The 13,076-nt window shown below is 54.5% G+C and carries 10 protein-coding genes; 7 read left to right on the top strand and 3 right to left on the bottom strand.

Going from position 1 to position 13,076, the window contains the following annotated elements:
• The first annotated feature begins 40 nt into the window (after positions 1-40).
• The 5 genes from NR195_RS14245 to NR195_RS14225 all read left to right on the top strand — a co-directional run bounded on the left by NR195_RS14245 (position 41) and on the right by NR195_RS14225 (position 6,768).
• On the top strand, positions 41-1,315 hold the full coding sequence (locus NR195_RS14245; protein ID WP_010260603.1) for a YeaH/YhbH family protein: 1,275 nt from the start codon (positions 41-43) through the stop codon (positions 1,313-1,315).
• Between the two features lie 248 nt (positions 1,316-1,563).
• Positions 1,564-3,291, top strand: a complete 1,728-nt coding sequence (locus NR195_RS14240; RefSeq protein WP_010670274.1) for a potassium/proton antiporter — start codon at positions 1,564-1,566, stop codon at positions 3,289-3,291.
• 78 nt (positions 3,292-3,369) lie between these two features.
• Positions 3,370-3,603, top strand: coding sequence for a DUF1480 family protein (locus NR195_RS14235; protein ID WP_010260598.1), 234 nt, complete (start codon positions 3,370-3,372; stop codon positions 3,601-3,603).
• Positions 3,604-3,980: 377 nt separating this feature from the next.
• Positions 3,981-5,447 carry an undecaprenyl-phosphate galactose phosphotransferase WbaP gene (gene wbaP / locus NR195_RS14230; RefSeq protein WP_029519111.1) on the top strand — a complete coding sequence of 489 codons (1,467 nt, stop codon included), beginning with the start codon at positions 3,981-3,983 and terminating at the stop codon, positions 5,445-5,447.
• A 127-nt stretch (positions 5,448-5,574) separates the two neighbouring features.
• On the top strand, positions 5,575-6,768 hold the full coding sequence (locus tag NR195_RS14225) for a multidrug effflux MFS transporter (RefSeq protein WP_033757871.1): 1,194 nt from the start codon (positions 5,575-5,577) through the stop codon (positions 6,766-6,768).
• On the opposite strand, the gene dadX is transcribed toward NR195_RS14225, so the two are convergent.
• Both dadX and NR195_RS14215 read right to left on the bottom strand, forming a co-directional pair.
• A complete protein-coding gene (gene dadX / locus NR195_RS14220) occupies positions 6,761-7,831 on the bottom strand; it encodes a catabolic alanine racemase DadX (RefSeq protein ID WP_158131647.1) in 1,071 nt (356 codons plus the stop codon). The genes NR195_RS14225 and dadX overlap by 8 nt on opposite strands.
• 19 nt (positions 7,832-7,850) lie before the next feature.
• Positions 7,851-9,152: a D-amino acid dehydrogenase gene (locus NR195_RS14215; RefSeq protein ID WP_010260588.1), complete on the bottom strand. Its 1,302-nt coding sequence runs from the start codon at positions 9,150-9,152 to the stop codon at positions 7,851-7,853.
• 504 nt (positions 9,153-9,656) lie between these two features.
• Between NR195_RS14215 and NR195_RS14210 the strand changes: the two genes are divergently transcribed.
• Positions 9,657-11,192 carry a SpoVR family protein gene (locus NR195_RS14210; RefSeq protein WP_022625556.1) on the top strand — a complete coding sequence of 512 codons (1,536 nt, stop codon included), beginning with the start codon at positions 9,657-9,659 and terminating at the stop codon, positions 11,190-11,192.
• Between the two features lie 40 nt (positions 11,193-11,232).
• Here NR195_RS14210 and fadR read toward each other — a convergent pair whose 3' ends face one another.
• Positions 11,233-11,952: a fatty acid metabolism transcriptional regulator FadR gene (gene fadR, locus NR195_RS14205; protein ID WP_010670276.1), complete on the bottom strand. Its 720-nt coding sequence runs from the start codon at positions 11,950-11,952 to the stop codon at positions 11,233-11,235.
• A gap of 484 nt (positions 11,953-12,436) precedes the next feature.
• Here fadR and dsbB point away from each other — a divergent pair, with 484 nt between their 5' ends.
• Complete coding sequence (dsbB, locus tag NR195_RS14200) at positions 12,437-12,967, top strand: disulfide bond formation protein DsbB (RefSeq protein WP_010260580.1); 531 nt, start codon at positions 12,437-12,439, stop codon at positions 12,965-12,967.
• Positions 12,968-13,076 lie beyond the last annotated feature (109 nt).

Here is a 13,076-nt window from a genome sequence, read left to right as displayed (position 1 = left end):
GTTCGCCCGGCCTGCTTACAATGTAGTTTGGGGGAATACCATGGCCTATTTCATCGATCGCCGACTCAACGGCAAAAACAAGAGCGCGGTAAACCGCCAGCGCTTCTTGCGCCGTTATAAGTCGCAAATTAAGCAGTCGATCTCCGAGGCCATCAATAAACGCTCGGTGACCGATGTAAGCAGCGGTGAGTCTGTCTCTATCCCGATTGACGACATCAATGAGCCAATTTTCCATCAGGGACGCGGCGGCAACCGCCATCGGGTCCATCCGGGCAACGACCACTTTGTGCAGAATGACCGGGTCGAGCGCCCGCAGGGTGGTGGCGGCGGCGGCAGTGGCCAGGGCAATGCCAGTCAGGATGGTGAAGGTCAGGATGAGTTTGTCTTTCAGATATCGAAAGATGAGTATCTGGACCTGCTGTTTGAAGATCTCGCCCTGCCTAACCTGCGCCGGAACCAGCATCGTCAGTTGAATGAGTATAAGACCCACCGTGCCGGTTTCACCTCTAACGGTGTGCCTGCCAATATCAGCGTCGTACGTTCGCTGCAGAACTCGCTGGCGCGTCGTACGGCGATGACGGCGGGTAAACGCCGGATGCTGCACGAACTGGAAGAAACGCTGCTGGAGATTGAGAACTCTGAACCGGCTCAGCTTCTGGAGGAGGAGCGGCTGCGTAAAGAGATCGCCGAGTTGCGGGCGCGTATCGAACGGGTGCCTTTTATCGACACCTTCGACCTGCGCTACAAAAACTTTGAGAAACGGCCGGAGCCTTCCAGCCAGGCGGTGATGTTCTGTCTGATGGATGTATCCGGATCCATGGATCAGGCCACCAAGGATATGGCGAAACGCTTCTATATCCTGCTCTACCTGTTCCTGAGCCGCACCTACAAGAATGTCGATGTGGTTTATATTCGTCATCACACGCAGGCCAAAGAGGTGGATGAACAGGAGTTCTTCTACTCTCAGGAGACCGGTGGCACCATCGTTTCGAGTGCACTGAAACTCATGGATGAGGTGGTGAAAGAGCGCTATGACCCGGCGCAGTGGAACATCTATGCTGCGCAGGCGTCAGATGGCGATAACTGGGCCGACGATTCACCGCTTTGTCATGAGATTCTGGCGAAGCATATTCTGCCGGTGGTGCGTTATTACAGTTATATCGAGATTACCCGCCGTGCACATCAGACGCTGTGGCGCGAGTATGAGCATCTGCAGTCGACGTTCGATAACTTTGCTATCGAACACATTCGTGAGCCGGAAGATATCTACCCGGTGTTCCGATCGCTGTTCCATAAACAGGCAACGGAAGCCTGATGCACTAAGCCGGCTCATCGCCGGCTTTTTTTATCTTCCGAATAACCTGCTAAAACAGTCTGTTTTCTGCCCCTTGCCTGCCAACCCCCTCATTCTTCACATTAATCTGATTCCATACGCTGTTAAGCAATTCGTATAATGATCATTTTCACAATGACAACTCCTTGATAAAACATTATCTTTCAGAGATAGCATGGATATTTGTCACCAGTCGCTGCACCGCACTGTCATATCTCAGGAGATCGGGTTTGAACCACACTATTGTCTACAGTCTGTTTATCATCGGTTCCGTGCTGGTCGCATCGAGCATTCTGCTCAGCTCTTTCTCATCCAGACTGGGTATCCCTATTCTGGTGATCTTCCTCGCTCTCGGCATGCTGACCGGGGTTGATGGTATCGGCGGCATCGCCTTTGATAACTATCCGGCGGCTTACTTAATCTCGAACCTGGCGCTGGCGATTATCCTGCTGGATGGCGGCATGCGGACCAAAGCCAGCTCATTTAAAGTTGCCCTGGGGCCAGCGCTGTCGCTGGCGACCGTCGGGGTCATGATTACCGCAGGCTTAACCGGTGTGGTCGCCGCCTGGTTGTTTAACCTGGATATGATGCAGGGCTTCCTGATTGGCGCGATCATCGGCTCTACGGATGCCGCCGCCGTCTTCTCCCTGCTGGGTGACAAAGGCCTGAATGAGCGCGTCAGCTCCACGCTGGAGATTGAATCGGGCAGTAACGATCCGATGGCGGTGTTCCTGACCATTACGCTGATTGAGATGATCGAACAGGGCCGCAGCGGCCTTGACTGGATGTTCCTGGTGCATCTGGTGCAGCAGTTTGGTCTGGGTATCGTGCTGGGCCTGGGCGGCGGCTGGGCGCTGCAGCAGCTGATTAACCGTATCAGTCTGGCCGGTGGGCTCTATCCGCTGCTGGCGTTGAGTGGCGGCATTCTGGTGTTCGCCCTGACCACGGTATTAGAGGGCAGCGGCATCCTGGCGGTCTATCTGTGCGGCTTTTTACTGGGCAACAGGCCGATTCGCAACCGTCACGGCATTCTGCAGACATTTGACGGCATGGCGTGGCTGAGTCAGATTGGCATGTTCATCGTGCTGGGACTGCTGGTAACCCCGTCTGATTTGTGGCATATCGCAGTTCCGGCGATGATCCTCTCACTGTGGCTGATTCTGGTGGCGCGCCCACTGTCGGTGTTTATTGGTCTGCTGCCGTTTCGCAGTTTTACCACCCGCGAACGCGTCTTTATCAGCTGGGTCGGTTTACGCGGCGCGGTGCCGATTATCCTTGCGGTCTTCCCGATGATGGCCGGATTAGAAAACGCGTCGCTCTATTTTAATATCGCCTTCTTTGTGGTGCTGGTCTCTCTGATGTTGCAGGGCACCTCGCTGGGCTTTGCAGCGAAAAAAGCCAAAGTGGTGGTGCCGCCTACCGCATCGCCTATTAGCCGTATCGGTCTGGATATCCACCCCGAAAATCCGTGGGAGCAGTTTGTCTACCAGCTCAGCGCTGACAAGTGGTGCATCGGTGCCGCACTGCGTGACCTGCAGATGCCGCGTGAGACCCGCATCGCCGCCCTGTTCCGTGACAATGTGCTGATGCATCCGAATGATGGAACGCGTCTCAGGGAGAACGACGTCATCTGCGTGATTGGCCGTGAGCGCGATCTGCCGGCGCTGGGTAAGATGTTCAGCCAGTCGCCGCCGGTTTCCCTCGACCAGCGTTTCTTTGGTGACTTTATTCTGGATGCTGAAGCTCGCCTGCGCGATATTGCGCAGATTTACGGACTGGAACTGGATGAGAACACCAACGATCAGCAGTCGCTGGGACAACTGGTGCTGAGTATGCTGGGCGGCGCGCCGGTGGTTGGCGATCAGGTTGAGTGGAATCAGCTGACGTGGACCGTCGCGGAGAAAGAGGATAACCGTATTGTGAAGATTGGTGTCCGTCCGGCTGAAGAGAAGGAATAATCCTAATCATTCAGCCACGTTATTTTCTGTCGATACGCTAAGCTTAAAAGTCTATGCCAGCAAAAACGGGAGAAATGAATGGGACACGTGGTTAAAATTGGTCGTTATGAGATTGTTGATGCCGATCTTGACAGTGAGAACCTCGACACCGTCAGCATCCCCTGTCACACCAATCCCGGCTTAATTACTCAACTTGATGGCTGGGATCGCGATACCAGCGTCCCGGCATGGATTGACGGAGAACCGGTGGATCTGCAGATTGGTCATTACGATAAACAGCAGGACCGCTGGATTTTAAAAAAACCTGCCTGAGTCTGTTATCACTACCGCCAGTCGTAAGATTTGGCGGTAATTCCTAAAAAGCGTCTTAAACAGTTTGGTTATAACCAACTCCCGCCTTATTTTATCCAGTAAAAACCATGAGTTAGCTATTTAAAACTTTAATCACTTTTGATGTTTTCAGATTTTTTCCGTATTAACTCTGTCAAATAACTCCTGCATACTCATTCTCAATGCTGCAACATTTCGTGAGTACTATCACGCTTTAGCCGTTATCTTTTTTGCAGCTGCACTGGCTTTACTGACTGCAACAGACTGAAAATTATTTTTTAATTTTTCAGAAGCCCACCCCTGAGCGCGTACATGATTCTGGTCAGGCCATCTTTTACTTGAGAAAGAGAGCAGGTTTTATGGCAAGTACATTGATAATGAATAGCCCGAGCCGCTCGTGGAGCGGCACGCGTAAAAATATCATCGTGAAATTCGCCCTGAGCTTTTCCGATCTGATTGCACTTAACCTCGCACTGTTTTTATCTGCCGCGACGATACAGGGTATTTGGGGCGAGCTGGATACCTTTATTCCACCTCATCAAATTGAATATCGTTTTGTGGCACAGTTTATTATGTCAGTCATGTGTACCGGCTGGTTCTGGGTACGCCTGCGTCACTACACCTATCGCAAACCCTTCTGGTTTGAGCTGAAAGAGATCATTAAAACATTATTTGTTTTCTCGCTGCTCGACCTCGCGTTGATTGCCTTCTCTAAATGGGATTTCTCCCGCATGGTGTGGGTCTTCAGCTGGACATATGCCCTGCTGCTGCTGCCGCTGATGCGTGCTCTGGTTAAACGCGCCATTCACAAGGCGGGTCAGTGGCAGAAAGAGACCATCATTATTGGCTCCGGCAGAAACGCCACCGAAGCTTACGCGGCGCTGCAGAGTGAAGAGATCCTGGGCTACAACGTACAGGCCTTTATCTCGGTCGATGATGTTCCGGCTCAGCAGAGCGTGAATGGCGTACCGGTGATCACCTGGAAAGATATCAACTGGCAGACCATTGACCGTGACAACGTGCAGTTTATTGTGGCGATGGAGTATGAGCAGCAGCCGATGCGCGATCGCTGGCTGAAATTCCTGTCCAAGATGAACTGCCGTTCAGTTTCAGTGATCCCGACGCTGCGCGGCGTGCCGCTTTACGGCACCGACATGTCCTTTATCTTCAGCCATGAAGTGATGATTCTGCGTGTCAGCAACAACCTGGCGAAACACTCCTCCCGTTTCATGAAGCGCGCCTTTGATATCGTGGTGGCGTCGATGCTGCTGCTGTTCCTCGGCCCAATCTTCGCCCTGCTCTGTTATATGGTAAAACGTGATGGCGGCAATGCCATTTATGGTCACGAGCGTGTGGGCCAGAATGGCAAAAAATTCAAATGTCTGAAATTCCGTTCCATGGTGACCAATTCCAAAGAGGTGCTGGAGAAATTACTGGCAACCAGCGAAGAGGCACGAATTGAGTGGGACAAAGATTTCAAACTGAAGAATGACCCGCGCGTGACCCGGATTGGTAGTTTCCTACGTAAAACCAGCCTGGACGAGTTGCCGCAGCTGTGGAACGTGATTCGTGGCGAGATGAGCCTGGTTGGCCCGCGTCCGGTGATTGAAGCTGAGCTGGAGCGTTATGCCGGTGATGTCGACTACTACCTGATGGCCAAGCCGGGTATGACCGGTCTGTGGCAGGTCAGCGGACGTAACGATATCGACTACGACACCCGCGTCTATTTTGACTCCTGGTATGTCAAAAACTGGGCGCTCTGGACCGATATCGCGATCCTGTTCAAAACCGCAGGCGTGGTGTTACGCCGCGACGGCGCTTACTAATCAGACCTCTGCGATGCCTGTTTACAGCAGGCATCGCACTTTCCGCACGACTTCCTCTATCTTTTTTGCCGCTGAATCATTACCCTCTGCGATCGTTTTTAAACAGAACGCTTACCCTCTGGTTGTTATGCAAAAATTTACTCTGCTGTTATTAAGCCTGGTGCTGCTGGCACCCTTAGGCATCGATCTCTATTTGCCCACGCTGCCACAAATCGCAGAAGGGCTGGATACGCCGGTTAATCTGGTGCAGACCACCATTCCCCTGTTTCTGCTGGTCATGGGGCTGGGACAACTGGTGACCGGCCCGCTGGTGGACAACTATGGCCGTAAGCCGATTGCCCTGCTGGGCCTGGCGCTTTACATCACGGGGAGTGCCATCGCCGCCACCGCTACCTCATTCCCGCTGTTCGTCCTTGCCCGCCTGGTGCAGGGCTGTGGCGTCTGCTGCAGCGCGGTCGTGGCCTTTAGCGGCGTGCGTGATCGCCTGAGCGGTGATGATGCCGCCCGTGCATATGGCTTCCTGAATGGCGCATTAAACATCGTCCCGGCCCTGGCTCCGCTGCTGGGCGGTTTGCTGGCCAGCGCCTTTGACTGGCGCGCACCCTTCTGGTTTCTCTGCGCCTACGGCGTGCTGATTACGCTGCTGGTGATTATCTGGCTGCCAGAGACGCGCCCGGCGGATACCCTGCGGGTGAAAGGATTACCGATTAAACAGTATGTCGCGATCCTGCGTCAGCCGCGCTTTCTGGCGTTCGCGTTCGCCAATGCCGGTGCGCTGGGCATGGTGCTGACCTACGTGTCGCTGGCACCACAGGTATTAATGACCGAAGGCGGGCTGACGCCAATCCAGTTCTCTTTTGCTTTTGGCGCCAACGGTTTCTGGATCATGTTTGTCAGCATGTTCGTCAATAAAGCGATTCGCAAAGCGGGTCGCCCTTTCTGCCTGGCGATGGGATTCTTCACTATGCTGCTGGGCGCGGTGCTGCTGGTAGCGGGGATGCAGATCTTCCCGGCGGAGATGCAGACGCACTGGGCGCTTTACATGTTCCCGGTGGCCGTTTCAGTTGCCGGGCTGGCCTTTACGGTGGGACCGGCCACCAGCTATGCGCTGGAGCCCTATCAGCAACAGGCGGGCGTGGCGTCCGCCTTGCAGGGATTCATTCAGATGGCCGGTGGCGCGTCAGGCAGCCTGGTCATTGTGGCGCTGCCGGTGGCGGAGAAGCTGTCGCTGAGTCTGATGATGCTGCTGGGTGCAGCGCTGGCCTTTATCGCCTGGCGCTGCAGCAGAAAGATGCGCGGCAGCCTGACCGCGCTTAAATAACCGTGACCGGAACGCGGGGTGCCAGCGCACACATCAGCTCATACCCTACCGTTCCGGCCGCTTTTGCCACCTGATCGATTTTCACCTGCTCACCCCACAGCTCCACGGCTGAGCCAATACCGGCCTGGGGACAGGGGGTCAAGTCGACGGTGATCATATCCATCGAAACAGCACCAACCACCTGAGTCATCACGCCATCGACACAGACGGGCGTACCCGTCGGGGCATGCCGTGGATAGCCATCCGCGTAGCCACAGGCCACCACGCCAATTCGCTGCGCTGCACTGGCGTGATAGCGGTAGCCGTAACCCACGCCATCGCCCGCCTGTAGCTGCTGGACCGCAATAATCTCACTGCTTAAGGTCATCACCGGCTTCAGGCCACTGCCTGCAATGTCCTGCCAGTCACCGCTGGGCGACGCGCCATACAGAATGATGCCGGGACGGACCCAGTCAAAGTGCGCTTCAGGATGCCACAGGGTGCAGGCGGAGTTGGAGAGCGATCGCGGACAGTTCAGCCCCTCAGCCGCCTGCTCTACGCGCTGCAGTGGCGCAATCAGACCCTGCGAATTTTCCGCATCGGCAAAATGGGCCATCAGCGTCATCTCACCTACCGTACTGAGCGCCCGCAGCTTTTGCCATGCACCGTTGACCTGTTCCGGGCGAAAACCCAGCCGGTTCATCCCGCTGTTCATTTTGAGATAGATATCAACCGGTGCTGCAAGTCTGGCACTGGCCAGCGCGTTGATTTGCCAGTTACTGTGTACGCTGGTGGTGAGACGATAACGGTCAATCAGCTGCAGATCCTCTGGCTGGAAGAAACCTTCCAGCAGCAGAATCGGCTTTTTCCAGCCCTGTTCGCGCAGCTGGATCGCCTCTTCCATATTAAGAAGCGCGAAGCCGTCAGTGGCAGATAACGCCTCGCGCACGCGATCAATGCCATGGCCATAAGCATTAGCTTTCACCACTGACCAGACGCGGGAGGCGGGTGCCGCCTGGCGAACAACAGTCAGGTTATGACGTAACGCCTGCTGGTTGATGGTAGCGACAATCGGACGTGACATCCTCTCTCTCCCTGAATACTTAACGAGTTGCGTTGGCGTTACGCAGCGGCGATGAGGTCGCCGCGAAACCGGGTAAGTAGCGGAACACCGCTAAGTCATCCGCCGCAATGGCCGGCTTTTTACCGGAGATGAGATCGGCCAGCAACTGACCAGAACCACACGCCATCGTCCAGCCCAGCGTACCGTGACCGGTATTGAGCCAGAGATTAGAGATGGGTGTGGCACCCACAATCGGCGTACCGTCTGGCGTCATCGGACGCAGACCGGTCCAGAAACTCGCCTGCGCGAGATGACCGCCTTCAGGATAGAGATCACTGACCACCATCTCCAGCGTTTCCCGCCGCGCTTCGGTGAGTTTGGTGTTAAAACCAACAATTTCCGCCATCCCGCCGACACGAATACGATCGTCAAACCGCGTCACCGCCACTTTGTAGGTCTCATCCAGGATAGTTGAAACCGGTGCGGCGTCAGGATTTTTAATCGGAATAGTGAGTGAATAGCCTTTCAGCGGATAGACCGGAATATCGATGACATTTTTTAACAGCGCGGTCGAGTAGGAACCAAACGCCACCACATAGCTGTCCGCCTTGATGATCTCATCACCGCACTTCACGCCATAGATGCGATTGCCATCGCGCAGCAGGTGGTCGACCGGAGTATTAAAGCGGAAGACCACGCCCGCCTCTTCGGCCATTTTTGCCAGCCGCTGAGTAAAGAGCTGACAGTCGCCGGTTTCATCATTGGGCAGGCGTAATCCGCCGGTGAGTTTATGCTGGGTTGCCGCCAGTGCCGGTTCAACGCGAGACAGTTCATGCGCCTGCAACAGCTCATAGGGCACGCCCGCGTCGCGCAGCACCGCAATATCTTTGCTGGCGCTGTCGAACTGCTGCTGGGTACGGAACAGTTGCAGCGTCCCGCCCTGACGGCCCTCATAGGCGATGCCGGTTTCACTGCGCAACGCTTTCAGACAGTCACGGCTATATTCAGCAATCCGCACCATGCGGCTTTTGTTCTGCTGATAGTGATTGATGTCGCAGTTGCGCAGCATGTGCCACATCCACTCCAGCTGAAAACTACTGCCATCCAGCCGGATAGCCAGCGGCGCGTGGCGCTGAAACATCCACTTCACCGCTTTCAATGGCACGCCGGGCGCTGCCCAGGGTGCGGCATAACCCGGAGAGATCTGACCGGCATTCCCTGCACTGGTCTCCATCGCTGCGGCGGGCTGACGATCAATGACCGTCACCTGATGTCCGGCACGCGCCAGATACCAGGCACTTGCCACCCCGACCACACCACTTCCAAGAATTACAACGTGCATAGCTCCCCCACCCGACCTGTAAAAGCATAATTCACTGTTCAACTGATGATAGTCAGCGGATTTACACAGCAGACACCACCACAGAATTTCACCATCCATTTCACATCTTTTTTACTTTTCAGGTAACTAAAATCTTGTCGCACGGCCAATTTCAGCGCTTTATGCGTCTTAATCCTTAAACACAGAAATAAATGACAACGAAGGCAGTTAAATCTGCCTGTTGCAGGAGATTCATTCAACCCCATACATTCCGCTTATAAACAGCATTAGATACCGGCATTTATAATATAGTCAGAATTAAAGGCTGTTAAATCCCCTGCCGCACGACTCTTAATGATTTTGTGCCAAAGAATTCGTTTGAGTTCGCATTTCGGATAAGCGACAGTGGGCTATCATTGTTGTGTTCGCTCAGTTTTTTTCGGGTTCCCTTTTTCAGGATGAAGCCTTAAATAACCAGAACGGGTTGTCTTTCGGGTCAGCCGGTTTGCAAAAAAGAGGTGCGCTATGACGACAATCTTTGACGAAGCCATCAGAGACAGCAAACGACTCAATGACGGACCAGACTGGACATTCGAACTGCTTGATGTCTACTTAGCCGAGATCGACCGGGTGGCTAAACTCTACCGGCTTGATACCTACCCGCACCAAATCGAAGTGATTACCTCTGAACAGATGATGGATGCCTACTCCAGCGTCGGCATGCCAATCAACTATTCACACTGGTCATTCGGCAAAAAGTTTATCGAGACCGAACAGCGCTATAAGCATGGTCAGCAGGGTCTGGCCTATGAGATTGTCATCAACTCTAATCCCTGCATCGCCTACCTGATGGAAGAGAACACCATGACCATGCAGGCGCTGGTGATGGCGCATGCCTGCTATGGCCACAACTCTTTCTTTAAAAATAACTATCTGTTCCGCAGCTGGACGGATGCCGGGTCGATTGTCGATTACCTGTTGTTCGCCAAAAACTATATCAGTGACTGCGAAGAGCGCTATGGCGTCGAAGAGGTAGAGCGGCTGCTCGACTCCTGCCATGCCTTAATGAATTATGGCGTCGATCGCTATAAACGCCCGCAGAAGATCTCTCTGCAGGAGGAGAAGGCGCGGCAGAAAAGCCGTGAGGAGTATCTGCAAAGTCAGGTGAACACCCTGTGGCGAACGTTGCCACGGCGTGAGAAAGAGGCCGTGACCTTTGAAGCCGCGCGCTATCCCTCTGAGCCGCAGGAAAACCTGCTCTATTTTATGGAGAAAAACGCCCCGCTGCTGGAGTCATGGCAGCGTGAGATCCTGCGCATTGTGCGCAAGGTGAGCCAGTATTTCTATCCGCAGAAACAGACCCAGGTGATGAATGAAGGCTGGGCGACATTCTGGCACTACACCATCCTCAATCACCTCTATGATGAAGGCAAAGTGTCGGAACGCTTTATGATGGAGTTCCTGCACAGCCACACTAACGTTGTGTTTCAGCCGCCCTATAACAGTCAGTGGTATAACGGCATCAACCCCTATGCTTTAGGGTTCGCGATGATGCAGGATATCAAGCGTATCTGTCAGTCGCCGACCGAAGAGGATCGCTACTGGTTCCCGGATATCGCCGGTTCCGACTGGCTGGAAACGCTGCATTTTGCGATGCGCGAGTTCAAGGATGAGAGTTTTATCAGCCAGTTCCTGTCGCCGAAAGTCATGCGCGATTTCCGTCTTTTTACCGTACTGGATGATGACCGCAACAACTATCTCGAAATCGCCGCGATCCACGATGAGGCGGGCTACCGCGCAATTCGCCAGCAGCTCTCCGCGCAGTACAACCTGAGTAATCTCGAACCGAATATTCAGGTCTATAACGTCGATCTGCGCGGTGACCGTTCGCTGACTCTGCGCTATGTGCCGCAGAGCCGCACGCCGCTGGATAAGAGCCGTCGCGAGGTGCTGAAGCATGTGCATCGTCTGTGGGGATTTGATGTGATTCTGGAACAGCAGAACGAGGATGGCAGCGTAGAGTTGCTGGATCGTAATCCACCACGCGGTTCATCACTCTGATGGGTTAAAATAAAAAACCGGACGCGATGTCCGGTTTTTTTTAACGCTTACTGCCGAGATCGTCGGGCAGATTCTTCTGCATACTGTGCCAGATTTCACCGCTGCGGCGGCCGTAGTTGCGCACCACGTCCACAATCTCATCCTGTCCGGGCTCTTTGTCGCACAGTTCCAGCAGTTTGAGATAGAAATCGCGCGCGACCTGACGGGCTTCCGGATTAGAGAAGTAGTGGCGGCCAACGCGGGTATAGAGCCCTTTCAGGCCATTCAGAATCAGACCGTAAATCGGGTTACCTGACGCAAACGCCAGACCACGGAACACCCGGTAGTCAAGCTCGGTATAGGCATCAGCCTGATCGGCAGCCGCGCTGACCGTTTCCAGCACTTCGCGTGCTTTGTCCGGATGATGGCGCAGCGCACGGCTGATAAAGATCGATGAAATGTTGCTGCGTACCGACAGCAGGTTGTCGATCAGCACCGGAACGCTGTCGTGATCGAGACGGGCCAGCGTTTCCAGAATATTCAGGCCGGACGTCTCCCAGAAATCGTTCACCCGCGTCGGTTTACCGTGCTGAATAGTCAGCCAGCCATCGCGCGCCAGGCGCTGCAGCACTTCACGCAAGGTGGTGCGCGTCACCCCAATCAATTCAGAAAGCTCACGCTCAGCAGGAAGAATCGACCCTGGCGGAAAGCGACTGTTCCAGATGCTTTCAATAATATACTCTTCAGCAAATCCCGCTGGACTCTGAGCCTTTATAACCATAGCAATGTGTTCTCGTTGCTTTTCTAATCATGATGGGCACTCATCATACCAGACGCCCTATAGCGGATATAGCCTGCGTAACCATTAAAACCGGGCGCAGGCGCATATTTCAGCATGGCTGACCGCAGTATCAGCGGCTTCAGGATCACGGGCGGGCTGAACGACTTTCTGCGCTGAAATAGCGCGTGCCACAGCACCGCTGAGTGTCAGCGTTCAGCCGCCCTGAAAGCGCAGAACGCTGGCAGCATCTAACCCGCGCCTGCCGTTTCGCCTCCTGACCGCATGCGATCGTCTCTGTCGCCGCTGCGGATCTCCCCGCTCTTCACTGAGCGGCGTTCTGCAGATAAGGTCTGGCTTATCCTCATTTAACCTGCTCTGGATCAGAATCAGGTCATGTTTGCACACGATTTTTCCCTGTCCCTGGCTGGTTTGCAAACGCTTTTGGTTTACACTGCGTGGCATTAACGTTTACAGGGAATGCAATATGTTGCGATATCTGAATCAATGCTCACGTGGTCGCGGAGCCTGGTTACTACTGGCACTGACTGCACTTGCACTGGAATTAACAGCACTCTTTTTTCAGCACGTAATGGGCCTGAAGCCCTGCGTGATGTGTATTTATGAGCGCAATGCGCTGTTTGGTGTGCTGGGCGCGGGTCTGGTTGGTGCGATTGCGCCGAAATCGCCGTTGCGTCTGGCGGCGCTGGCGTTGTGGATCTACAGTGCCTGGGAAGGTCTGCGTCTCTCTTATGAACATACCATGATTCAGCTGCACCCTAACCCCTTCACCACCTGTGATTTTGCTGCCCGCTTCCCCAGCGGCTTACCGCTGGATAAATGGCTGCCGTCGGTGTTTCTTGCCAGCGGTGACTGTGCAGAACGCAGCTGGACTTTCCTGACGCTCAGCATGCCGCAGTGGATGATTGTGGTGTTCGCCGGTTATCTGCTGGTCGCGGCGCTGGTGCTGATAGCCCAGCCGCTGAAACCTAAACGCCGCGATCTCTTTGGTCGCTGAGATCAAAAAAGGCTGCCACTGGCATAATGCTGGTCAGTTAAGCGACAGGTGATAACGCAGTCTGGTGCCGGGCAGGGGCTGGCGGTCCTCGCGCCGCTGCGCGGTTCCT

Source organism: Pantoea sp. Ft-CA_14, assembly GCF_024520875.1.
GTDB classification, from domain to species: Bacteria; Pseudomonadota; Gammaproteobacteria; order Enterobacterales; family Enterobacteriaceae; genus Pantoea; species Pantoea agglomerans.
The sequence above is the reverse complement of the archived record's forward strand: the minus strand, read 5'-3'. Positions and strand labels throughout refer to the sequence as shown.